Source organism: Blastococcus sp. TF02A-26, assembly GCF_003319125.1.
GTDB lineage: Bacteria > Actinomycetota > Actinomycetes > Mycobacteriales > Geodermatophilaceae > Trujillonella.
This window is the reverse complement of sequence record NZ_QOHG01000003.1, coordinates 132,608-154,726: the sequence shown is the minus strand read 5'-3', so window position 1 is coordinate 154,726 and position 22,119 is coordinate 132,608. Positions and strand designations below refer to the sequence as shown.

Below are 22,119 nucleotides of genomic sequence, written 5' to 3'. Positions count from 1 at the left end.
TGCGCACCGCCGATGTCGTGTAGTGGGAGTACTCCGTGAGCAAGCGCACGTTCCAGCCGAACAACCGCCGTCGGTCGAAGACGCACGGCTTCCGGCTGCGTATGCGCACGCGCGCCGGGCGGGCCATCATCGCCACCCGTCGGCGCAAGGGCCGCGAGAAGCTCTCCGCCTGACGTGCTGCCCGCGCAGGCACGCCTGCGCCGGCGTCCGGAGTTCACCGCGGTCGTCCGGTCCGGTCGGCGTGCCGGGCGACCGACCATGGTGCTCCACCTCCTCCCCGAACGCCCGGAACCGCGCCCCGAGGGGGCCGGTCCCCGGGCGGGCTTCGTCGTGGGCAAGGCCGTGGGGAACTCGGTCGTCCGTCACCGGGTCACCCGGCGGCTGCGGGCGGTCGTGCGCGACGAGCTGCACCGCCTGCCCGACAGTGCCGATCTCGTGGTCCGGGCGCGGCCGGAGGCGGCCGACGCCCCCTCGGAGCGGCTCCGCGCCGACCTCGTGGCCGGACTGAGCCGGGTCCTCGACCCGGGGGTGCGGTCCCGATGACCGGCGCCGGCCGCGGACCGGTCGCGCGGGCGATGCTCGCCGTCGTCTCCTTCTACTCGCGGGCGATCAGCCCGGCGCTGCCGCCCCGGTGCCGGTTCGCGCCGACCTGCAGCGCCTACGCGGCCGAAGCGATCGCCACCCACGGCGCCGGTCGTGGCGCCTGGCTGGCGCTGCGCCGGCTGCTGAAGTGCGCGCCCTGGCACCCCGGCGGCTACGACCCGGTGCCGCCGCGCAGCAGCGGCGGAACCCCGGGGTGCGGCCACTCGTCGGGCAGTGCGGCACCCGCGCCGGCCCCCGCCGCCGCTCCCGACCGGTCGCACCGCGACCCCACCACCTCGCCGGCTCCGGGCCGGTCAGCGCAGCAGGAGGCTCGCGTTGCTTGACTGGCTGTACACCGCGATCGCGTGGGTGATGAAGCAGTGGCACGCACTGTTCTCCACGTTCCTGGACCCGGCCGCCGGCATCACGTGGGCGCTGTCCATCGTGATGCTCGTCGTCACCATCCGCGTGCTGCTGTTCCGCCTGTTCATCAAGCAGGTCAAGAGCCAGCGCGCGATGCAGGAGATCCAGCCCGAGATCCAGAAGCTGCGCAAGCAGTACGGATCAGACCGGCAGGGCTTCAGCGAGGCGATGATGAAGCTCCAGAAGGAGCGCGGGGTCAACCCGCTCGCCGGCTGCCTGCCGATCCTCCCGCAGATCCCGATCTTCATCGCGCTGTTCCACGTGCTGCGCCGGCTGCGGCCGGGCGCCGAGGGGCTCTACAGCTGGGACAGCACGCTCACCGACCAGGCGGCCAAGGCCGAGCTGTTCGGGGCGCCGATCTCCTCGTCGTTCAACATGACCGGCGACAAGGCCCGCGAGCTCCTGGCGCTGCCCGGGGTGAGCGAGGGCGGGATCCGCGTCGTCGCGCTGACGCTCATGGTGATCATGTGCGCGACGACCTTCTTCACGCAGAAGCAGATCATGCGCCGCTCCGGGCCGGTCGAGGGCCAGGCCGCCATGGTGCAGAAGCTGATGCTCTACGGCATGCCGATCAGCCTCTTCGTGACCGGCTTCTTCTTCCCGATCGGCGTGCTCCTGTACTGGTTCACGAACAACCTGTGGACCCTGGGCCAGCAGTTCTACATCCTGCGCAAGCTGCCCCCGCCGAACTCGCCCGCCGCGCTGGCCAAGAAGGCCGCCGAGAAGCTGGCGATCGACCCCAAGGCGCTCGCCCCCAAGCCCGGGGCCAAGCCCGTGCGCACCAAGGGCGGCCGTCCGGCCGCCCCGGCGGCGCCGGCTGCCCCGGTGTCCGACGCCCCGTCCCCGGACGCCGCGGCGAACGGCACCGGCGGGTCCTCGGCGGACGGCGCCGGCGGGTCCTCGGCGAACGGCTCGGCTCCGCCGTCCGCCGGGAGCAAGGGCGCCGGTAAGCGACCGGGTGGCGCAGGGAGCACCGCGCCGGGCAACCGGGCCAGGCGCAAGCGCCGCTGAGCCGCCGGCGCCGCCCGCCCGGCGCCGCACCGATACCACCGGGGACGCCCCGGCCGCCTGCACCCACAGGGAGGAACCCCTCATGAGCGCCCCGCACCCCTCGGCGACGGACCCCGACACCGAGCTGCCCGACCCCGGCGCCGCCGACGCCGACGCGTCGATCGAACCGGCCGACACCCAGGAGCGCAGCTCCGGCGGGGACGACCTGCTCGTCCGCGAGGGCGACGTCGCCGGTGACTACCTCGAGCGGCTGCTCGACATCCTCGACGTCGACGGCGACATCGACCTCGACGTGGAGGGCGACCGGGCCTCGGTCGCCATCGTCGGTGGTCAGCTGGACGACCTGATCGGCGGCGACGGCGCCGTCCTCGAGGCGCTGCAGGAGCTCACCCGGCTCGCGGTGGCCCAGTCCACCGGGGTGCGCAGCCGGCTGATGCTCGACATCGGTGGGTACCGCGCCAAGCGGCGTGCCGACCTGACCAGCCTGGCTGCGGACACCGCGGGCCGGGTCGCCCAGAGCGGCCAGCCCGAGCGGATGGCGCCGATGAACCCCTTCGAGCGCAAGGTCGTGCACGACGTCGTGGCCGGTGTGGCCGGTGTGCACAGTGAGTCGGAGGGTGAGGAGCCCAACCGCCGGGTCGTGGTCCTGCCGGACCGGTGACGCAGCCCCCGCAGCGGCCCGGCGGGAGCGCTCCGGAGACCTCGGCCGCCCCGGACGTCCCTGCTCCCCCGGCGCCAGAGCTCGCCGCCGCGGTCTTCGGCGACGCCCTGGGCCGGGCCGAGGCCTATGTCGCCCGGCTGGCCGGTGACGGGGTCACCCGCGGGCTGATCGGGCCGCGCGAGGTGCCCCGGCTGTGGGAGCGGCACGTGCTGAACAGTGCCGCGGTGGCCGAGGCGGTGCCCGACGGTGCCCGCGTGGTCGACGTCGGCAGCGGCGCCGGCCTGCCGGGCATCCCCCTGGGGCTGGCCCGCCCCGACGTCGTCCTGACCCTGGTCGAGCCGATGGCGCGGCGGGTGGACTTCCTGACCGAGGCCGTGGCCGAGCTCGGGACCCCGTGGCGGGTCGTCCGCGGTCGGGCCGAGGAGCGCTCGGTCATCGCCGCGGTCGGTCCCGTCGACGTGGTGACGGCGCGGGCGGTCGCTCCGCTCCCCCGCCTGGTGGCGTGGTGCCGCGGTCTGCTCCGTCCGGGCGCCTCGCTGGTCGCGCTCGTGGGCGCCCGGGCGCTCGAGGAGCTGCCCGGGATGCTCGGCGAGCTCAAGGCCGCCGGGATGCGGGACATCCACCCGCGGGCCGTCGGTGCGGAGTGGGGCGACGCTGCCACTACCGTGGTGGTGATGACGCGGGGACGACGGTGAGGCCGTTCTCCAGACACTCCGTTCCACGTGGAACGCGCTCCGTGAGGACGCGCGTGTTCCACGTGGAACGGCACGCAGGAAGGACCCGTGATGAGTGACCCGGGCCAGCGGCTGCGGAGCAGTCTCGCCGCCGATCAGGCGGCCATGGCCCAGTTCTCCTCGAAGGGTGAGGAGTTCGACAGCCCGATCGCGATGGAGGCACTGCGGGCCACCCGCGTGCTGCACGCGGCCAACCAGGACCCCTTCCCCCGTCCGGGCCGGATCCGGGTCATCACGATCGCCAACCAGAAGGGCGGCGTCGGGAAGACCACCTCCACGGTCAACCTGGGGGTCGCCCTGGCGCTCTACGGCCTGCGGGTGCTCGTCATCGACCTCGATCCCCAGGGGAACGCCAGCACCGCGCTCGGCGTCGAGCACAGCGTCGGGACGCCGTCCATCTACGACGCCCTCGTCGGTGACCGGGAACTGGCGGAGTGCGTCCACCCGACGTCGGCCAGCCCGCACCTGCGCTGCGTGCCGGCGACGATCGACCTGGCCGGCGCCGAGATCGAGCTGGTCTCCGTCGTCGCCCGCGAGTACCGGCTGCGCCGCGCCATCGAGGGCTACCTGCAGTCCCTCCCCGAGGGGGAGCGGCCCGACTACGTCCTCGTCGACTGCCCGCCGTCGCTCGGCCTGCTCACGCTCAACGCGCTGGTGGCCGGCGACGAGGTGCTCATCCCCATCCAGTGCGAGTACTACGCGCTCGAGGGCCTGGGGCAGCTGCTCAACAACATCGAGCTGGTGCGGGCCCACCTCAACCCGGGGATCTCCGTCCGGACGATCCTGCTGACCATGTACGACGGGCGGACCAAGCTCGCCGACCAGGTCGCCGACGAGGTCCGCAACCACTTCAAGGACCTCGTGCTCACCACCGTCATCCCCCGCAACGTGCGTGTCAGCGAGGCGCCCGGATACGGGCAGTCGGTGCTGACCTACGACCCGGGTTCCCGGGGCTCCACGAGCTACGTGGAGGCCGCCCGCGAGCTCGCCGAGCGGGGCGTCCACCTGCCCCCGCTCACCGACGGCCGGCCCACCGGTGCGCGGTCGAGCTATCCCCCGCCGCTGCCGCCCCGCGCTTTCCCCGACACCGATGCGGCCGTCGTCCCGGCCCCGTCCCCCGAGGAGTCCTCCCGATGAACAAGCGTGGCGGTCTGGGCCGGGGGCTGGCAGCGCTCATCCCGACGAGCGCCCCGCCCGAGGAGCACTCCCCCACCCCCGTGCCGGCTCCGGCCGGCCCCGGTGACGGCACGGAGGCCTCGCCCGTCCACCTGCTCCCGAAGGCGGCGCAGGCGGCGGACTCCGTGGCCGAGACCGTGGCGCGGCAGGTCGAGGAGACGGTCGGTGTCCCGGGCGCGCAGCTGCGGGAGGTCGCCGTCGCCGACGTCGTCCCGAACCCCAAGCAGCCCCGCCAGGTCTTCGACGACGAGGCACTGGAGGAGCTCACCCATTCCGTGCGCGAGTTCGGTCTGCTCCAGCCGATCGTGGTCCGCGAGCGCGCCGACGGCGGCTACGAGCTCATCATGGGCGAGCGGCGGCTGCGGGCCGCCCGCGCGGCCGAGCTGGAGACCGTCCCGGCCATCGTCCGGGACACCGAGGACGACGCCCTCCTGCGCGACGCCCTCCTGGAGAACATCCACCGCGTCCAGCTCAACCCCCTGGAGGAGGCCGCGGCCTACCAGCAGCTGCTGGAGGAGTTCGGCGCCACGCACGAGGAGCTGGCCCAGCGGATCGGGCGCAGCCGGTCGCAGGTGACGAACACGATCCGGCTGCTCAAGCTGCCGGTGAAGGTGCAGACCCGCGTCGCGGCCGGCGTCATCTCCGCCGGTCACGCCCGCGCGCTGCTCGGGCTCCCCGACGCCGAGGCGCAGGAGGCCCTGGCCGCCCGGATCGTGGCCGAGGGGATGTCGGTGCGGGCCACCGAGGAGGCGGTCGCGATGGCCGCCGCGGAGCAGCCGGCCGCCACCCGGCGCACGCGGCGGCTCGTGGCGCCCGGGGTCGAGGACCTGGCCGGCCGGCTGTCCGACGCCTTCGAGACGAAGGTCAAGATCCAGATCGGGCGGGCGAAGGGCCGGATCGTGGTCGAGTTCGGATCCGTCGACGACCTGCAGCGGATCATCGGCCAGATGGCCCCGGACATCACCGGCCGCCGCCCCGAGGCCTGATCCCCGGGGATTCCGTCACATCGGAATCCCGGGGCTGGTCCTCAGCCTGCGGACGCGGCCCGGCGGGCGAGCAGCGCGGCCAGGAGCTCGCCGAGCTCGTGGCCGGCCGCCTCCACCGCCATGGGGAACATCGAGGTCTCGGTCAGCCCCGGGGACACGTTCACCTCGAGGAAGTGCACGGCGCCGTCGGCGTCCACGATCGCGTCGGTCCGGGAGAGGTCGGCGAGCCCCAGCTCGCGGTGCACCGTCACGGCCAGCTCGGCGGCGCCCTGCGCGACGTCGTCGGGGATGCGGGCCGGCGTGTGGTACTCGGTGAGGCCCGGCGTGTACCGCGCGGTGTAGTCGAAGACACCCGATGCCGGCGCGAGCTCGACGGCCGGCAGGGCCTCCGGCCCGTTCCCCAGGTCGACGACGGAGATCGCGAGCTCGGTGCCCTCGACGAACCGCTCCACCATCACCGTGTCGCCGTAGGCGAAGCAGCTGACCATGGCGGCCGGGAGGTCCTCCACCCGGCCGACCTTCTGCACGCCGAGGGAGGAGCCACCGGAGGCCGGCTTGACCATCAGCGGGAGGCCCAGCCGGGCGACGATCAGGTCCAGGACGGCGCCGGCACCCAGCTCGCGGAAGGTGCTGTGCGGCAGGGCGACCCAGTCCGGCGTCGTCCCGCCCGCCCCGCGGACGACGGACTTGGCGGCCGGCTTGTCCCAGGCCAGGCGGCACGCCGCGGCCGGGGAGCCGACGTACGGGACGCCGGCCAGGTCGAGGACCGCGCGCAGGGAGCCGTCCTCGCCGGTCGCCCCGTGCAGCGCGATGAAGACCGCGTCGGCGGGGGCGGCGGCGAGCCCGGGCAGCAGCTCGGCGTCGGCGTCCCGCAGCTCGGCGTCGACGCCGGCGCGGGTCAGCTCCTCGGCGACCTGCGTCCCGGAGGAGAGGCTGACCTCGCGCTCGAAGGTCAGCCCGCCGGCGAGGACCACGACCCGCAGCGGGTCGGAGCCCGACGGCGCGTCGGCGGTGGGAGCTGCAGCGGACTCGGTCATGCTCGGCCGTCCTCGAAGCGGTTGCCGTTGGCGGGGCCCACGATGTTCTCGGCCTCGTGGCCGGGCACCGGGCGGGTCACGGCGCGGAAGGTGCCGGTGTCCACGGAGTCGAAGGTGGAGTGCAGGTCCAGCTCCGCCTCGATGACGCGGGCCAGCCGGCGCACCCCCTCGCGGATCTGGTCGGGCTCGGGGTAGCAGTAGGAAAGCCGCATGTACTCGCGGCCGCTGCCGTCGGCGTAGAAGCCGATCCCCGGCACGTACGCCACGTGCGCGTTGACCGCGCGCGGCTGCATGAGCTTGCTGTCCAGCCCGTGCGGCAGCTTCAGCCAGACGTAGAAGCCGCCGTCGGGGCGGGTCCACGTGGTGCCGCGGGGCATGAGCGCCTCGAGGGACTCCAGCGTCGCGTCCCGCCGCTCCCGGTACAGCTCGGTGAAGAGCTTGATCTGCTCGCGCCAGGGCTGGGTGTCCAGATACCGGGCGACGGCGTACTGGGTGAGCGAGGGCGGGCAGAGCACCTGCGCCTCGGTGGCCAGCACCAGCTTCTCGCGGACGGCGAGCGGCGCCAGCACCCAGCCGACCCGCAGGCCCGGGGAGAAGGTCTTGGAGAACGAGCCGAGGTACACCACGCGCTGGGCGTTGCGCGCCCGCAGCGCCCGCATCGGCTCGCGGTCGAAGCCGAGCAGGCCGTAGGGGTTGTCCTCGACGATCAGCAGGTCGTAGCGGTCGGCGATCGCCATGATCTGCTCGCGGCGCGGCTCGGAGAGCGTCACGCCGGCGGGGTTGTGGTAGTTCGGCACCGTGTAGAGGAACTTCACCCGGTCGCCGTTGGCGCGGCACTCGAGCAGCGCCTGCTCCAGCGCCTCGGGGATCAGCCCGTCGTCGTCCATGGGCACGTGGCGCACGCGCGCCTCGGCGGCCTGGAAGACGCCGAGCGCGCCCACGTAGGAGGGGCCCTCGGCGAGGACGACGTCGCCCGGGTCGCAGAAGACGCGTGTGACCAGGTCCAGGCCCTGCTGGGACCCGACCGTCACCACGACCTCGCTCGGGGAGGCGTCGGTGATGCCCTCCAGCGCCATCACGTCGCAGATGCGCTCCCGCAGCCGGGGGTCGCCCTGCCCGGAGCCGTACTGGAGCGTCTGGGCGCCCATGCCGCTGACCAGGTCGCCGATCATCGAGCCGACGGCGTCCAGGGGCAGGGCGGTGACCGCGGGCATGCCACCGGCGAGCGAGACGACCTCGGGCCGGCTCACGACGGAGAAGAGCGCGCGGATCTCCGACGTCTTCATGCCGTGGGTGCGTGCGGCGTACCGGTCTGCCAGCGGGTCCAGCCGCGGGTGGCGGGGGACGACGGGGTGCGCGTTCGCGCCGGGGCCCGGGGGCACACCGGGCGGGAGAGTGGCCACCCGTCGAGTGTAGGGAGCCCGCCCAGCGGGTTCTCCGTACACGCCGGGGAGTGTGACGGACGGGTCCCGATGAGGCATGGGTACCGATACCCCCGTGCCGGGCGCGCGAGACGGGGGTATCGGTACCCATGCCTCGGAGGTCAGGTGCGGGCGGGCAGCACGAAGGTGCCGGTCGGCGGGTCGGCCTCGGCGGGCAGGAAGAGCCGCTGGACGGCGGCCAGGACGGCCGAGGCGATCGTGCCGCGCAGCCGGGCGTCGAGCAGCAGCAGCCGGTCCACGTCGTGGGACAGGTAGCCGCAGTCCAGCCGGACGGCGGGCATGCGGCTCATCCGCAGCAGGTCCCAGGTCCGGGGGTAGCCACCCAGGTCGATGAGGCCGGTGCGGGCCACCACCTCGCGGCGGACGAGGTGGGCGAACTGCTCCCCGACCGTGGAGGAGGCCCCCGAGCCGGTGCCGTAGTAGTAGCTGGCCACCCCGCGGGCGTGCTCGGACCCGTGCGCGTCCATGTGCAGCGAGAGGAAGAGGTCGGCGCGGGCGTCGTTGGCGAAGGCGGTGCGCTCGGCCGCCGTCGGGTTCTGGTCCCGGCCGCGGGTCTGGTAGACGGTCGCACCGGCGGCGGCGAGGCTGCCCTCGATGCGCGAGGCGAGGTCGAGCACGAGGTCGGCCTCGGTGGTCTCCCCGGCGGTGAAGCCGGTCTCGTCCCCACCGTGGCCGGGGTCGACGACGATGACGCGGCCGATGAGGTGCGGGCCGCTCTCCACCATCGAGGCGCTCTGCCGGAGCAGCTGCGGGCGGCCGCCGGTGACCTTGCGCCCGAGCTGGCGCAGGGCACGGAGGGTGGCCGGCCCGCACTGGCCGTCCGAGGACAGGCCGTAGTCGCGCTGGAACGCCCGCAGGCCCGCCTCGGTCTCCGGCCCCAGGATGCCGTCGGCGCGGCCGGCGTCGTAGCCGAGCTCCAGCAGCCGCTCCTGCAGGTTGGTGACGTCGTCGCCGCGCATGGGGCGCTCGGGGTCGTGGTGCAGGAGCCGGTCGCCGAGGGACCAGCGGGCCTCGGAGAGGGCGCGGTAGGTCTCCTCGCCGACGTGCCCGTCGACGGTCAGGCCCCGGACCTGCTGGAAGTGCCGGACCGCGAGCTCGGTGGCCTCGTCGTAGACCGCGCCGTCGTGCTCTGCTGCTCCGTCGTCCCCGGCGGCCGGCTGCAGCAGCGCCAGGCTGCGCAGGGCCGCCCGGACGTCGGCCACCGCGGCGCCGCGGTCCCCGGGCCGCAGGGGGAACGTGCCGTCGTTGCTCACCATCGTGCGCCGATTGTCGTCCTCGTCGTCGGGAGAGGCCCGTCGGGGGGGACGGACGGGCACCCGGACGCGTCGGGGCCCACCCGGCCGGGTGGCCGGGTGGGCCCCGTGGTCACGCTCCGCCGTCCCGCCCTCCGGGGCGGGGGGCTCAGATGTAGTCGGACAGGTCCGACAGGATCGCGCCCTTCGGCTTGGCGCCGATGATGCTCTTCACCGGCTTGCCGCCCTGGAAGACCGTCATCGTCGGGATCGACATGACCTGGTAGTCACGGGCGATCTGCGGGTTCTCGTCGATGTTCAGCTTGGCGATCGTGAGCTTGTCGCCGTGCTCGGCGGCGATCTCCTCGAGCACCGGGGCGACCATCTTGCACGGCCCGCACCACTCCGCCCAGAAGTCGACGAGGACGGGCTTGTCGCTGCCCAGCACGTCGTCGGCGAAGCTCGCGTCGGTCACCGTCACGGTGTTGGCTGCCATGGTCGTTCTCCCTCTGTGGTCTGCGTGGAGTCGGGCTCCGGTCAGGACAACCGGGAGCCCGGTGGATCTATGCCCGGGGGCCCGGGTTCAGCGCTCGTCGAACGTCTCGGCCAGCCAGCGCTCGGCGTCGATCGCCGCCGCGGCGCCCGTGCCGGCCGAGGTGATGGCCTGCCGGTAGATGTGGTCGACGACGTCGCCGCAGGCGAACACGCCGTCGATGTTGGTGCGCGTCGTCGGGTGCTCGACCTGCACGTAGCCCTCGTCGTCGAGCTTCAGCTGGCCGGCGAAGAGCTCGCTGCGCGGGTCGTGGCCGATCGCCACGAACATGCCGGCCACGGGCAGCTCCTCGGTGGCGCCGCTCTCCACGTCGGCGAGGCGGACGCCGGAGACGGTGTCCTCGCCGAGCACGTCGGCCACCTGCTTGCCCAGCGCCCAGCGGATCTTCTCGTTGTCCTGGGCGCGCTTGACCATGATCTTCGAGGCGCGCAGCTCCTGGCGGCGGTGCACGACGGTCACGCTCTTGGCGAAGCGGGTGAGGAACGTGGCCTCCTCCATCGCGGAGTCCCCGCCGCCGACCACGACGATGTCCTGGTCGCGGAAGAAGAAGCCGTCGCAGGTGGCACAGGCCGAGACACCGCGGCCGAGCAGCCGCGCCTCGTTGTCCAGGCCGAGGTACCGGTACTTGGAGCCGGTCGCGACGATGACGGCGTGCGCCCGGTACACCTGGTCGCCGACCTCGACGATCTTCGGGCTCGCGGTCAGGTCGACGCGGGTGACGTCGCGCGGCTCCAGCTCGGCACCGAACCGCTCGGCCTGGGTGCGCATGTCGTCCATCAGCTGCGGGCCCTGGATGCCCTCGGCGAAGCCGGGGAAGTTCTCCACCTCGGTGGTGGTCATGAGCGCGCCGCCGAACTGGGAGCCCTCGAAGACCAGCGGGTGGAGGTTGGCCCGGGCGGCGTAGATCGCGGCGGTGTAGCCGGCCGGCCCGGAGCCGATGATGATCAGATCGCGCACGCCGTCGTGCTCCGCCGGCGGGATCACGGGGTCCGTCACCTCGGTGGTCACCGCGGGGCCGGGGGCGGGCTGGTGGTCGTTCGTCACGGGCGGCACAACCCGGATCGTAGGGGGCTCATTCCCGCGGCCGCTCCCCCGGCGGGGTCACCCCGCGGCGCGGACGGCGACCTCGGCGATGTCGGCGGAGAACCCGTCGGGACCCTGCGCGAGCGAGGTCACCCAGACCAGCAGGTAGCGGGTGGTCACCGGCTCGTCGAAGGCGAGGTCCGTCGTCCCGGCGACCGTGCCGGTGGCGACGACCTGCCACTCGGCGATGTCCCCGGTGGGGCTCCCGCCGATCCGGGCCTCCATCGTCACGCCGGGGGTGTTCGTGGTGACCGTGACCGCGGCCAGGGCCTGGTCGCTGCCGAGGTCGTAGACGATCCCGACGCCGTCCTTGAGGCCGGCGAAGTCCGCCGACCCCTGGTAGTCGACGGTCGACCACGCGGTGCCCGGGTCGCCGTCGAGGGTCAGCGGGACGTCGCCCTCGTTCTCCGGGTCGCTGTCCTGAGGGTTGTAGAGCGTGCCCCCCGTGATCACGGCCGGGGTGTCCCCGGCGGGGGCGGGCGTCTCGCCGGCGGAGGGGTCCTGCGGTGCGGAGGAGGACGGCCGGCCGGAGGGGCCGGCGTCGTCGTCGGAGTCGGCGACCGACAGCACGTAGGTGCCGAACCACCAGGCGAGGAGGACGACGACGGCCAGCGCCACCAGCGGCAGGCCGACGACGACGAGCTTGCGCCGGGCGGGCCGCTCGTCGTCCCCGGGGTCGGCGGCCTCGTCCGACCGGACGTCGTCGGCGTCGAAGGCGTCGTCGAGCGGCAGGCGATCGGCACCCCGGTGCGCCGGCACGGGCGGGAGCACCCCGAGGCCGAGCGGCCGCTCGTCGTCGTCCGGGTCGTCGTCGTACCCGTCCTCGTCGTACCGGTCGTCGTACTGCTCGTCGTCGTAGTCGTCGGCCTCGTGCCGCTCGCGGAGCCGGCGCAGCCAGCCGCTGTCGCTCTCGTCGGGGTCGCGCACGAGGTGCCCGGACTGGCTCGGCCGCGGCGGCTGGGCCAGCAGTGCGGCCATCGCGGCGGCGCTGGACAGCCCGGTGGCGGGGTCGGTGGAGCGGGCACGACGGACCAGCGCGGCGAGGTCGGGCTGGGCGATCACGGTGGGGCGCGGCGGCCGCCCGTCCGGACCGGGGCGTCCGGCCTGCCGGCCGGTGAGGCAGAACTCCAGCAGGGCGCCGAGCGCCGCGATGTCGCCCTGCATCGTCCCGGTCGCCGCGGGGACGGCGCGGAGCCCGACGAGCCCGTTGGGGCGCAGGACGACGGTGTCGGGGCCGATCCCGCCCACGGCCAGTCCGACGCGGTGCGCCTCGGCGACGCCCTCGGCCAGCCGGCGCAGGACCGTGCGGACCTCGCGCTCGGGCATGGGGCCCTCGGCCAGGCGCTCGGTGAGGGTGCGGCCCTCGATCCACTCGTTGACGACGTACGCGGCGCCACCGGGCGCATCGACGGCTCCGGTGCCCTCCGCGGCGTCGTAGACCATCGCCAGGGCGGGGGTGGCCAGTCCGCCGGAGGTCAGCGCGCGGGCGATCCACGCGCGGGCCGCGGGCCCGCCGGGGGTGTGCACGCGGATCGCGACGTCCCGGTTGAGCACCCGGTCCTTGGCCCGCCAGCAGCGGATGACGCCGGTGGGGGTGGTCTCCTCCGGGCCGATCTCGTCGAGCGGCCGGTAGCGGTCCGGCAGTCCGGTGACGGTGGACGTCATCGCCGCGACCCCCTCGTCCACTCGTCAGCTGCGGCGCGTCCGCTCCGCTACGGGCGCCGCGACGCCCGGCCGCCGGTCACCCGCGCCTCCGGCGGGCCAGGACCGCGGCGAGCGGTCCGGTCACCTCGGGAACCCGGGCGAGCAGCATGCCGCCGACGGCTGCGACTCCGATGACCACGGTACCGATGAGGAGGGTGCCGAGCGAACCCGCCAGGGAGGTCCCGAGCACACTCCGAGACGCGATCGTGACCCCCCACCCGACCAGCGCAGCGGCCAGCGACGCCGCGGTCACGCGGAGTACCGGAACGAGGGTCGCGCGGTTGTCGAGCGCGCCGAGGCGACGGGTCAGGGCGACGTGCCCGAGGACCCAGCCGGCGAGGTAGGTCAGGCTGGTCACGAGCATGATCCCGGAGACGACGTGCTCCGGTTCGACGACCGCCGGCACCGCGACCAGCAGCGGAACGCGGACGGCGACCATGCCCAGCTGGATCAGCGTCGGCGTCCGGGCGTCCTTCATGGCGTAGAAGACCCGCAGCTGCAGCAGGGTCACGGCCATGGGCAGCAGCCCGAAGGCACCGATGGCCAGGGCCTCCCCGATGACCTGGGCCTCGGCGACGCTCGTCTTGCCGCGGGCGAAGGCCACCGTGGCCAGCGGCGGACCGAGCACGGTCAGCGCGGCGGTGATCGGCAGCAGGCCCAGTGCGGACAGCCGGGTGCCCAGGGAGAGGTCCTGGACCACCCCGTCGGTGTCGGACCGGGCGGCGGCCCGGCTCATCCGTGGCAGCAGCGCCGTCAGCAGGGCGACGCCGATGATCCCGTAGGGCATCTGGAACAGCAGGCTGGCGATGGCGTACGCGCTCGACCCGAGGCCGCCCTCGCGCTGCGCGGCGTTGGCGATGCGGGTCGCGACGAGCACGCCCACGGCGCTCACCGCGGAGTACGCGATGACCCACAGGCCCAGCGAGCCGGCCTCGCGCAGGCCGGTGTTCCGCAGGCCCCAGCGCGGCCGCAGCGGCACGCCGGCCCGACGCAGCAGCGGGAGCAGCACCACCGCCTGCACGACGATGCCCAGCGTCGTCCCGCCGCCGAGCAGCCACACCTGGCCCGCGCTGATCGTGCCCGGGGTGAGCTCGCCGTCGTCGGCGGCCATGAAGAGGACGCCGGTGGCGATGACGACCACGTTGTTCAGCACCGGCGCCCAGGCCGGTGGCCCGAACACCCCCCGGCTGTTGAGCACCGCCTGGGCCAGCGCGCCGAGGCCGTAGAAGACTATCTCCACGAGCAGGATCCGGGCCAGCCAGTTGGCCAGCCGGACCTGGTCGGGGTCGCCGTAGATGCCGTACAGGCGGGTGAGCAGCGGCGCGGCGAGGATCGCGACCACGGTGACCAGCGTCAGGCCCGCCATGCCGATGGTGGACAGCCGCTGGACGTAGCCCACCCCGCCGTCCCGGTCGCGCTCCTGGGCGTGCACGAACAGCGGGACGATCACCGAGCTGAGCACCCCGCCGAGGAGGAGCTCGTAGACGATGTTGGGCAGCGTGTTGGTCGTGTTGTAGGCGTCGTTGACCAGGCCGACGCCCAGCGCGGCAGCGAGCACCATCGTGCGCAGCAGGCCGGTGATCCGGGAGACCAGCGTGGCCACGGCCATCGTGCCGGCGGCCCGCAGGATGCCCTTGCTGGCGCCCGGGGCGCCCTCGCGGGCCTCGAGCTCCTCGTCGGTCTCGTCGACGGCCGGGGGGACGGCCGGGAGGACCGGGATGATCTGGGTGTACTCGGGGCTCGGCACGAACCGCCGGCGGGGCGGCGGGACCGGCGGCAGCGGGCGGTCCCGGACGACCGGCCGGTCCCGACGCACGGCCGCCGGGGGGACCGGCCGCAGGGGTACGGCCGGAGGACGGCGCGCGGGCGCTCCCTCCGCGTCGGGCACCACCGGATACGGCGGTGGAGGCAGCGGAGCGGCCGCGGTCCGGGGTCGCCGCCCGTCGGCCGGCGGACGCCGGACGGGCGGCGGGGGGACCGGCGGCAGCCGGCGGTCCCGCTCCCCGACCCGCTCGTCGCCGCTCACACCGGGCTCCGCGTGGGCGGCAGCGGGACGGCGGCTCCCTCGGGCGCCGCGGTCAGCTCGTCGTCCTCGCCGTCGCCGCGGGCGCGACGGCGGAGCAGGAACAGCACCAGCCGGCGGAGGAAGAGCAGGCCGAGCAGCACCGCCGCGCCGATCGTGATGGCGAGCGAGATGACGCCGTAGGCGGTGCTGGTCACCTGCAGCTCCACCGCCTCCCCCAGGGCGCCGCCGCCGGGGGTGGTCAGCTGCGCGGTCACCCCGAAACGGCCGGACTGCCGGACCTCCGTCGGCACCTGCAGGGTCGTGCGCTGGCTCGGTGCGAGCTGTTGCACGCCGATGTCGGAGACCGAGAGCCCGACGCCGCTACGGGTGCGGACCTGGAGCCGGACCTGGACGGCGAACGGGAGGTCGTTCTGGACCGTGAGCACCAGCGGGGCGTCGCTCGACGCCAGGCTGTAGGTGCCGTCGGCCGGGGAGAGCAGCGTGACCCGGTCCAGGACCGTGCCCACCGTACGGCGGAGGTCGGTCGCGGCCTCCTGCGCCCGCTCGGGGTCGTCGCGCCAGGCCACGGAGGTGGCCCGCGCGGCGGCCGCGTCGTACGGCGCGAGGGCGGCGGCGGCATCGCCGACGACCGCGCCGGAGAGGTCGTCGCGCACGGCCACCGCGGCCTGCACGTCGGCGAGGACCGCGGGGTCGAACCCGGCGGGGTCGGCGGGCGGGCTGAGGCCGCCGGTGTCGGCCGCGGGACCGGAGAGCAGCTCCTCCAGTCCGGCCGGGCGGATCCCGGGCAGCTGCGCGGTGGAGCCGATCATCGCCGCCAGGGCCTCGGGGTCGCCGTCGAGCTCGCGGGGCGGGGCGATCAGCACGGTGCGCGGGCCGAACGGGTCGCCGCCGGGCTGGCGGGCGAGCAGCGTCAGCTCGGCCAGCAACCGCTGGGCCGCGATGCGGGAGCCCCCGGCGGTCGTCTCGGCGGCACCGACGAGCGCGCTCAGCTCGGCGTCGGCGACCAGGCCTCCCGTGCCCTCGGCGAGGGTCGTCCGGGCCGCGGCGCCCCCCGAGCCCAGGCCGACCGCCTCGCCGCCGTCGGCCAGCGCGGCGGAGCTGACGACGACGGAGGAGACCTCGCCGTCGCGGAGCACCCCGAGCGTCTGGCCGTGCAGCGCGCCGCCGGCGGCCCACACCAGGTCGGTGCGCGGCGCGACCCCCAGCACCTCGCGGAGGATGCGGGCCCCGGCGCCGGTCTGCGCGACCGGGGAGCCGTCCTCCTCCGGGGGTGCGGGCGCGGCCGCGGCGGTGCCGGTGGCGGGCAGGCTGCGCGCGGCGACGGCGGACAGCCCGGCCGTGGTCAGCGCGTCGAGGTCGGCGTCGCCGTAGGGCAGCGCGACCAGACCGTGCTCGGCCACGACGGCACGCAGCCGGTCCAGGAAGGCCGCGGCCGCCTCGGTGCCCTCGCCGGTGCCGGTGCCCACCTCGTAGGGACCGTCGGCCATGACCGCGAGGGCCTCGACGAGCGCGGGGTCGACGGCCAGGGTGACGCGGACCGACGGCTGCGGCTGGCCGCCGAGGGGAGCCACCTCCGGGATGCTCTCCACCGCGGCGAGCGCCCGGTCCAGGCGGCCACCGGAGGCGACGACCTCGGCCAGCTCGTCGTCGAGGAAGCGGCCGTCGGCGCCGCGGTGGGTCGGCTCGACCAGCGGCCACAACCAGGCGACGCCGGTCGCCCCACCGGCGGGCGCGGTGGACTGGACGACGTACGTGGACAGCTCGCCCACCCGCCGCTGCTCGCCGTCCGCGGCCGCGCCGTTGAGGTTCAGCAGGACCGGGTAGACGCCGTCCTCCCCGAGCGCCAGGTCGACGGTGCTGGTCGTGTAGACGAGCGACCGCGAGTCCCCGGCGGCCAGCGTGCCGTCGATCGGGACGAAGGCACCGGCACCGGCGGTCGCCGTGTCCGGGTCGGCGACGGCCGCCAGCAGGTCGGCCCGCGTGCGCACCTGGTCCGCTCGCTGCAGGCGGATGCTGAGCCCGGTGAGGTCCTCCTCGCCGGTGTTGGTCAGCGTGAGGGCGACCGTGACGACGGCGCCCGGGGTCACGACGGCCGGGTCCATCCGCGTGACGTCGATGCGCACCGGGCGCTCGGCGTCGGTCGCGCCGTCGTCGCCCGGGGCCGCGGCGGCGGGCGGCGCGGCGGGGACGACGGTCCCGCCGAACAGCGGCAGCGTCAGCAGCGCGGCCACGAGCACTCGCAGCAGCGCCGAGCGGCGACCGGGGCGGTCGCCCCGGCGTCCGGTGCCGTGCCCGTGCGCAGTGGAGGGGAGGCGGCTCACGCGCTGTCGGCGAGCAGGGCCGGCGCGCGCTCGACGAGGGCCCGCTCGTCGGCGTAGGCCAGCCGCTCGCTCAGCTCGTCCAGGGGCACCCAGGCGACCTCGGTGACCTCGATGTCGGCGTCGGAGAGCGCGCCGCCGATCGCGCGGAGCAGGAAGTGGTGGACCGTCTTGTGCACCCGCCGCCCGTCCGCGACGAACCAGAAGTCGATGATGCCGAGCGGGGCGAGGACCTCGCCGATGATCCCGGTCTCCTCCGCGACCTCGCGGACGGCCGTGTCCTCGGGGGTCTCGCCGGCCTCGATGTGCCCCTTGGGCAGCGACCAGAGGAGCCGGCCGCGGCGGTCGGTGCGGCCGATGAGGGCAGCCCGGGGCCCGGTCACCCCGTCGTCGGCCACCACCAGGCCCCCGGCGGAGGTCTCGTCGACCCGGCGCAACCGGCGGCCGGGGCGTCCGCGCGCGCCCGTCCCAGCCATGCCAGGAGGGTAGCGCGCACCTCCGCACTACTCTGGCTCGTCGTGTCCGAGCAGCCTGCGAGTCCTCTCGTCCCCGAGCCGGTGCCCGCCGCCGTCCAGGAGACCGTGCGGGCGCTCGTCGACGTCTCCCCCGTGCTCGGCGAGCTGGGCGAGCGCTTCGCGGCGGCCGGCTTCCAGGCCCACCTGGTGGGCGGGTCCGTGCGCGACGCGCTGCTGGCCGCCGGCGGAGCCGGGCCCGCGGGCCAGCCCGACCTCGACGTCACCACCGACGCCCGGCCGGAGCAGACGCTGGAGCTGCTGCGCGGCTGGGCGGGTTCCACGTGGAACCAGGGGATCGCGTTCGGGACGGTCGGCGCGGAGGTGCGGGGCCACCGGTTCGAGATCACCACGTTCCGGGCCGACCGCTACGACCGGATCTCGCGCGACCCCGAGGTCGCCTGGGGCTCCTCGCTGGTCGACGACCTGGCCCGCCGGGACTTCACGGTGAACGCCATGGCCGTGTCGCTCGCGGCCGACCGGACCGTCACCGACCCCTTCGGCGGTCTGGGTGACCTGCTGGCCCGGCGGCTGCGCACGCCGGGGGCCGCGGTCGACTCGTTCGCCGACGACCCGCTGCGGATGCTGCGGGCGGTGCGCTTCGTCGCGCAGCTCGGCCTCACCCCCGATCCGGAGGTGGTGGCGGCGATGACGTCGATGTCGGGCGAGCTCGCGCGGATCACCCCGGAGCGGGTGCAGGCGGAGCTGTCCAAGACGCTGCTGCAGGACGCCCCCCGGCCGGCGCTCGAGCTCTTCGTGGAGACCGGGCTGTCCGACGTCGTCCTCCCGGAGCTGTCGGCGCTGCGGATGGAGATCGACGAGCACCACCAGCACAAGGACGTCTACACCCACTCGCTGACGGTGCTCGACCAGGCGATCGACCGGGAGCGGTCGCTGGCGGCCGCGGGCACCCCGGGTGTCGAGAGCCCCGACCTGGTCCTGCGGCTGGCGGCGCTGCTGCACGACCTCGGGAAGCCGGCGACCCGCCGGCACGAGGCGCGGGGGCGGGTGTCCTTCCACCACCACGAGGTGGTCGGCGCGAAGCTCGTGCGCAAGCGGCTGACCGCGCTGCGGTACCCCAAGGACGTCGTCGAGGCGGTGGCCCGGCTGACCTTCCTGCACCTGCGCTTCCACGGCTACGGCCGCGGGGAGTGGACCGACTCCGCGGTACGCCGCTACGTCACCGACGCCGGCGACCTGCTCCCCCGCCTGCACACCCTGGTGCGGTCGGACTGCACGACGCGGAACAAGCGGCGGGCGGCGACGCTGGCGGCGACCTACGACTCGCTGGAGCAGCGGATCGCGGAGCTGTCGGAGGCCGAGGACCTGGCGCGGGTCCGGCCGGACCTCGACGGCAACGCGATCATGGAGATCCTCGGGATCGGTCCCGGCCGCGAGGTCGGCGAGGCGTGGCGGCACCTCAAGGAGCTGCGGCTCGAGCGCGGGCCGCTGGACCCCGACGAGGCCGAGGCCGAACTCCGCCGCTGGTGGGCCGACCGCTCGGGGTGAGCGGAGTCGCTGGGTGACGGTTTTCGCACTCGAGCGACTCCGATGGGGCACCGTGGCTGTGGACAGACCTTCGCTCCTGCGGCCCTTGTGGCGATCATCCGCCGGTGTCCACCGCCGTCCACCCCGGATTCGACGACGACCTGGTCGCCCATCGCCGTGAGCTGACCGCGGCCGGCGTCAGCGTCGGCCGCGTCCGTCGCGCCATCGCCTCCGCGCGCTGGCAGGAGCCGGTCCCCGGAGTCGTCGTGGCTCACCGCGGGCCGCTGACCCAGCGGCAGAGGTGGGTGGTCGGACTCCGGCACGCCGGGCCCCACGGATGCCTCTCGCACCGCAGCGCACTGGTCATCCGCGGAGCCCGGCTGGAGGAACTCCCGGCGGCTCCGCGAGTGGCAGGGGTCCGCGGTGGCTTCACCGACCCGCCAGAGGGCGGGATCGTGGAGGTCTCGGTCCCGCATGGCCGACACCTGCGGTCGTCCGGCTTCGTCGTCGTCCACCAGACCCGGCGGCCGTTGCAGCCGGTCCTGGTGGCCGGGCTGCCCACGGTGAGGCCGGCGCGCGCCGCCGTCGATGTGGCGGTGACGGCGACGCGCCGAGCGGACGTCGACCACGTCGTGTCCCACGTCCTGCAGCGCGGCCTCACCGGGGTCGAACAGCTCGCCGAGGAGACGGAGTGGCTGGGCAGGCGCGCCACCACATGGCTCCGAGCCGCGGTGGCGGACGCAGCCCGCGGCATGCGATCGGTGGGCGAGAGCGAGCTGCGGCGAGTGGTCGCCCGAGCCGGCCTCCCGGAGCCGGAGTGGGGCGCCGAGGTCCGGACGCCGGCTGGCAGCTTCCACGTCGACGCGCTCTGGCGGGCACAGGGCGTCGCCGTCGAGGTCGACGGCGCGGCGTTCCACCTGTCAGCAGAGGACCGGACCTGGGACCTGACGCGGCAGAACGCCCTGCTGATCACCGGACTGGTGTTGCTGCGGTACCCCGTGCGGCGGCTGCGGTCAGCGCCCGAAGCCTGCGGCCGGGAGATCGGCACCGCCATCGGAGTCGGTGGGTGACGCTTCCTGCACTCGAGCGACTCCGTACCAGAGGGCGGCGGCGAGGTAGGTGAGGGCGACGCCGGCGAGGACGGGGTACGAGACGCCCGACGACGGCAGCAGGAACGCCCCCGCCACCACGGCGACGACGAACGTGACGTTGAACAGCGTGTCGTAGAAGGAGAAGACCCGTCCGCGGTGGTCGTCGCCGACCGTCTCCTGCAGCGTCGTGTCGGTGCAGATCTTCACGCCCTGCCCGACGAACCCGAGCACGAAGCCGGCCGCGATCGCGGTGGGCGGCAGGAACGGCACGCCGAGCCCCACCTGACCCACGCCCAGGGCGAGCAGCAACGTCGTCCAGCGCGGCTTGCCGATGCGGCGGACCACCCGCGGCGTCACCGCCGCCGCCAGCAGCGAGCCCGCCGCCCCGGCGAACACCCACTGGCTGATCCCGGCCAGCCCGCTGGGCAGCAGGGGACCCCACGGGTCGAAGGTGTTGCGGTAGAGCAGCAGCGTCATCAGCGTCAGGAACCCGAAGCAGATCCGGTGGACGGCGACGGCGGTGAGCGCCGCGGCCGCCGGCGGGATCGCCGCCACGTGCCGGGCGCCCTCGACCATGCCGCGCGCGACGTCCGCGGCACCCAGCCGTTCACCGCCGACCGCGGAGTCCGGGCCCAGGTGCGTGCGGGAGAAGCCGGCGGCCACGACGGCAGCGGTCAGGTACGGCACCGCGGCGGCCGCCGCGACGAGGGCGTAGGCCGCGTCCCCCGACCCGGCGAGCGTGGCGATGCCCACGGCCGTCCCCCCGCCGACGACGGCGGCCGCCGTGCCGGCCGTCGTCGTGAAGGCGTTGGCCGTGACCAGCCAGTCCTGCTCGATGGTGTGCGGCAGCCCGGCGGAGAGCGCGGCGAGCAGGAAGCGGTTGACGCCGAACACGAGCAGCCCCGCGCCGTACAGGGGTACGCCCGCCACGCCGGCGGCGATGAGGGCCGCCACGACGAGCACCAGCGCGCTCCGGACGACGTTGGCGAAGACGAGCACCTGCCGCCGGCTCCACCGGTCCAGCAGCACGCCCGCGAACGGCCCGACCAGGGAGTAGGGCAGCAGCAGGACGGCGAAGCTCGCGGCGACGTCGACCGGGTCGGCGGCCCGCTGGGGGTTGAACAGCACGGTGCCGGCCAGCGCCGCCTGGAGGACGCCGTCACCGGACTGGGAGATCAGCCGGGTCGCCAGCAGCCGGCGGAAGTCGGCCCGGCCGAACAGCAGCCGGACCCGGTTCGGCGCCTGCTGCACGTGGTCACCCTAGGTGGAGGACCCCGCTGCCCCCCGCCACTCGCAGGCTCGCGGCGGGCCCCTGCACCGGAGCCAGATGGGGCGGGCCTCGGGGCGTCACCTCCCGCCGAGGTGGGGCACACTGGAGGAGATGAGCGCGACGCCCGATCCCGAGTACGGACCGCCGGCGCGGCCCGCCACCGGACGGCGCCGACCCGACGCGGTCCCGGCGCTGTCCACCGGGTCGGTCGACGACGTCCGCCCCGGGTCCCTGCTGGTCGCCATGCCGTCGCTGACGGACCCGACCTTCGCCGGCACCGTGGTCTACGTGCTGGACCACAACGAGACCGGCACCCTCGGCGTGGTCCTCGGCCGGCCGAGCCAGGTCGGGATCCGGGACGTGCTGCCCGGCTGGTGCGACCTCGCCGTCGACCCCGGGGTGTTCCACGTGGGCGGCCCCTGCGAGACCGACACGGCGCTGTGCCTGGCGACCTGCCCGCCCGGGCCGCTCGACGAGGAGTCGGGCCTGCGCCGGGTGGCCGGGGAGGTCTGCCTGGTCGACCTGGACGTCGATCCGGAGGCCCTCGAGGACCGGGTGAGCGGCCTGCGGGTGTTCGCCGGGTACGCCGGCTGGTCGCCCGGCCAGCTCGCCGGTGAGGTGGGCGAGGGTGCCTGGGCGTGCGTGCCGGGTGTGGCCGGTGACGTGGTGAGCGAGCTGGCCGGTCCGGAGCTGTGGCGGCACGTCATGGGCCGTCAGACCGGGCGGCTGGCCGTCCTCTCGACCGCGCCGGCCGATCCGTCCGTGAACTGAGGGCAGCGCGCGCGGCCGG

At 75.0% G+C, this 22,119-nt stretch carries 21 protein-coding genes; 11 read left to right on the top strand and 10 right to left on the bottom strand.

Annotated features, from left to right (window positions below):
• Window positions 1-35 precede the first annotated feature (35 nt).
• The 8 genes from rpmH to DQ240_RS04425 all read left to right on the top strand — a co-directional run bounded on the left by rpmH (window position 36) and on the right by DQ240_RS04425 (window position 5,573).
• A complete protein-coding gene (gene rpmH, locus DQ240_RS04460) occupies window positions 36-173 on the top strand; it encodes a 50S ribosomal protein L34 (RefSeq protein WP_029430705.1) in 138 nt (45 codons plus the stop codon).
• Between the two features lies 1 nt (window position 174).
• The gene (rnpA, locus tag DQ240_RS04455) at window positions 175-543 is read left to right on the top strand and encodes a ribonuclease P protein component (protein ID WP_113838413.1); all 369 of its coding nucleotides are present in this window, start codon (window positions 175-177) and stop codon (window positions 541-543) included.
• Entirely contained in the window at window positions 540-926 is a 387-nt protein-coding gene (gene yidD, locus DQ240_RS04450; RefSeq protein ID WP_233498490.1) for a membrane protein insertion efficiency factor YidD, read from the top strand. Before rnpA ends, yidD begins: the two co-directional genes overlap by 4 nt.
• Window positions 919-2,016 carry a membrane protein insertase YidC gene (yidC, locus tag DQ240_RS04445; protein WP_199589064.1) on the top strand — a complete coding sequence of 366 codons (1,098 nt, stop codon included), beginning with the start codon at window positions 919-921 and terminating at the stop codon, window positions 2,014-2,016. The genes yidD and yidC overlap by 8 nt, the downstream gene beginning before the upstream one ends.
• A gap of 82 nt (window positions 2,017-2,098) precedes the next feature.
• Entirely contained in the window at window positions 2,099-2,677 is a 579-nt protein-coding gene (locus tag DQ240_RS04440; RefSeq protein WP_113838412.1) for a protein jag, read from the top strand.
• On the top strand, window positions 2,674-3,372 hold the full coding sequence (rsmG, locus tag DQ240_RS04435; protein ID WP_113838411.1) for a 16S rRNA (guanine(527)-N(7))-methyltransferase RsmG: 699 nt from the start codon (window positions 2,674-2,676) through the stop codon (window positions 3,370-3,372). Before DQ240_RS04440 ends, rsmG begins: the two co-directional genes overlap by 4 nt.
• Before the next feature lie 90 nt (window positions 3,373-3,462).
• A complete protein-coding gene (locus DQ240_RS04430; RefSeq protein WP_113838410.1) occupies window positions 3,463-4,548 on the top strand; it encodes a ParA family protein in 1,086 nt (361 codons plus the stop codon).
• Complete coding sequence (locus DQ240_RS04425) at window positions 4,545-5,573, top strand: ParB/RepB/Spo0J family partition protein (RefSeq protein WP_113838409.1); 1,029 nt, start codon at window positions 4,545-4,547, stop codon at window positions 5,571-5,573. Before DQ240_RS04430 ends, DQ240_RS04425 begins: the two co-directional genes overlap by 4 nt.
• 41 nt (window positions 5,574-5,614) lie before the next feature.
• Here the strand turns inward: DQ240_RS04425 and DQ240_RS04420 are convergent, their stop codons facing one another.
• The 9 genes from DQ240_RS04420 to DQ240_RS04380 form a co-directional block, all read right to left on the bottom strand.
• Window positions 5,615-6,610, bottom strand: coding sequence for a D-alanine--D-alanine ligase (locus tag DQ240_RS04420; protein ID WP_113838408.1), 996 nt, complete (start codon window positions 6,608-6,610; stop codon window positions 5,615-5,617).
• Window positions 6,607-8,013, bottom strand: coding sequence for a PLP-dependent aminotransferase family protein (locus DQ240_RS04415; protein WP_233498489.1), 1,407 nt, complete (start codon window positions 8,011-8,013; stop codon window positions 6,607-6,609). Before DQ240_RS04415 ends, DQ240_RS04420 begins: the two co-directional genes overlap by 4 nt.
• A gap of 140 nt (window positions 8,014-8,153) precedes the next feature.
• Window positions 8,154-9,308: an N-acetylmuramoyl-L-alanine amidase gene (locus DQ240_RS04410; RefSeq protein ID WP_113838406.1), complete on the bottom strand. Its 1,155-nt coding sequence runs from the start codon at window positions 9,306-9,308 to the stop codon at window positions 8,154-8,156.
• Window positions 9,309-9,453: 145 nt separating this feature from the next.
• The gene (trxA, locus tag DQ240_RS04405) at window positions 9,454-9,780 is read right to left on the bottom strand and encodes a thioredoxin (RefSeq protein ID WP_113838405.1); all 327 of its coding nucleotides are present in this window, start codon (window positions 9,778-9,780) and stop codon (window positions 9,454-9,456) included.
• Window positions 9,781-9,867: 87 nt separating this feature from the next.
• Window positions 9,868-10,845, bottom strand: coding sequence for a thioredoxin-disulfide reductase (gene trxB, locus DQ240_RS04400; RefSeq protein ID WP_113838568.1), 978 nt, complete (start codon window positions 10,843-10,845; stop codon window positions 9,868-9,870).
• Between the two features lie 93 nt (window positions 10,846-10,938).
• The gene (locus DQ240_RS04395; RefSeq protein ID WP_113838567.1) at window positions 10,939-12,585 is read right to left on the bottom strand and encodes a hypothetical protein; all 1,647 of its coding nucleotides are present in this window, start codon (window positions 12,583-12,585) and stop codon (window positions 10,939-10,941) included.
• Between the two features lie 76 nt (window positions 12,586-12,661).
• The gene (gene murJ / locus DQ240_RS04390; RefSeq protein ID WP_233498487.1) at window positions 12,662-14,440 is read right to left on the bottom strand and encodes a murein biosynthesis integral membrane protein MurJ; all 1,779 of its coding nucleotides are present in this window, start codon (window positions 14,438-14,440) and stop codon (window positions 12,662-12,664) included.
• A 206-nt stretch (window positions 14,441-14,646) separates the two neighbouring features.
• A complete protein-coding gene (locus DQ240_RS04385) occupies window positions 14,647-16,971 on the bottom strand; it encodes a DUF6049 family protein (RefSeq protein ID WP_147261936.1) in 2,325 nt (774 codons plus the stop codon).
• Window positions 16,968-17,444, bottom strand: a complete 477-nt coding sequence (locus DQ240_RS04380; RefSeq protein ID WP_113838402.1) for an NUDIX hydrolase — start codon at window positions 17,442-17,444, stop codon at window positions 16,968-16,970. Before DQ240_RS04380 ends, DQ240_RS04385 begins: the two co-directional genes overlap by 4 nt.
• 42 nt (window positions 17,445-17,486) lie before the next feature.
• Here DQ240_RS04380 and DQ240_RS04375 point away from each other — a divergent pair, with 42 nt between their 5' ends.
• Together DQ240_RS04375 and DQ240_RS04370 are read left to right on the top strand one after the other, a co-directional pair.
• Window positions 17,487-18,989, top strand: a complete 1,503-nt coding sequence (locus DQ240_RS04375; protein WP_113838401.1) for a CCA tRNA nucleotidyltransferase — start codon at window positions 17,487-17,489, stop codon at window positions 18,987-18,989.
• 104 nt (window positions 18,990-19,093) lie between these two features.
• Window positions 19,094-20,038 (top strand): hypothetical protein, encoded by a 945-nt coding sequence (locus DQ240_RS04370; RefSeq protein WP_113838400.1) that lies wholly within the window; start codon window positions 19,094-19,096, stop codon window positions 20,036-20,038.
• Here DQ240_RS04370 and DQ240_RS04365 read toward each other — a convergent pair.
• Window positions 19,982-21,310 (bottom strand): MFS transporter, encoded by a 1,329-nt coding sequence (locus DQ240_RS04365; RefSeq protein ID WP_199589062.1) that lies wholly within the window; start codon window positions 21,308-21,310, stop codon window positions 19,982-19,984. The two genes, DQ240_RS04370 and DQ240_RS04365, sit on opposite strands and share 57 nt — an antisense overlap.
• A 130-nt stretch (window positions 21,311-21,440) precedes the next feature.
• On the opposite strand from DQ240_RS04365, the gene DQ240_RS04360 reads away from it, so the two are divergent.
• Window positions 21,441-22,100: a YqgE/AlgH family protein gene (locus tag DQ240_RS04360; protein WP_113838399.1), complete on the top strand. Its 660-nt coding sequence runs from the start codon at window positions 21,441-21,443 to the stop codon at window positions 22,098-22,100.
• The last annotated feature ends 19 nt before the right edge of the window (window positions 22,101-22,119 follow it).